The 489-nt window shown below is 68.1% G+C and carries 1 protein-coding gene; it reads right to left on the reverse strand.

What is annotated here, in order from left to right; genetic code table 11:
• Positions 1–427 (reverse strand): RNA polymerase sigma factor (locus CVH10_RS17245; protein WP_219924741.1); only part of this gene is annotated, 427 nt, incomplete at its 3' end.
• Positions 428–489: the final 62 nt, after the last annotated feature.

Here is a 489-nt window from a genome sequence, read left to right on the forward strand (position 1 = left end):
TGACGCCGTCGAACTTATGCAGGCGGAAGATGGTGCGGGTCTTGTGCGGCAGGGTCTCCAGAGCGGCGACCAGCCGGGCCAGCCGCTCGCGCGACGCCACCACGGCCTCGGCGGACGGGGCGTCGTCCAGATCCTCGACCGCGCCGGTCTGGTGATTGATTTGGCGCCAGGCGCTGTCGCGGGCTGCGGCGCGCTGGCCCGAGCGCCATCGGTCCAGCATCAGGTTGGAGAACAGCCGAAACAGAAAGGCGCGCGCATTGTCGACCGGCGTGTCCGCCGGCAGGGCCGACACCTTCAGATAGAGATCCTGCAACAGATCATCGACATCGCCCGAGGTCCCGCCCAGCCGCGCGCGGCAGAAGCGGGCTAGATCCTGTCGCTGCTCCAGATAGGCGGCGACCAGCGGATGCGCGGCGGGCGCGGTCAAACAGGCGAAATCCTCTGGCGCGTCCCGGAATGGAACGTCGATCCTCCAATGCCGCGACGATT

This window comes from Halomonas sp. ND22Bw (genome assembly GCF_003011945.1).
Taxonomy (GTDB): domain Bacteria; phylum Pseudomonadota; class Gammaproteobacteria; order Pseudomonadales; family Halomonadaceae; genus Halomonas; species Halomonas halophila.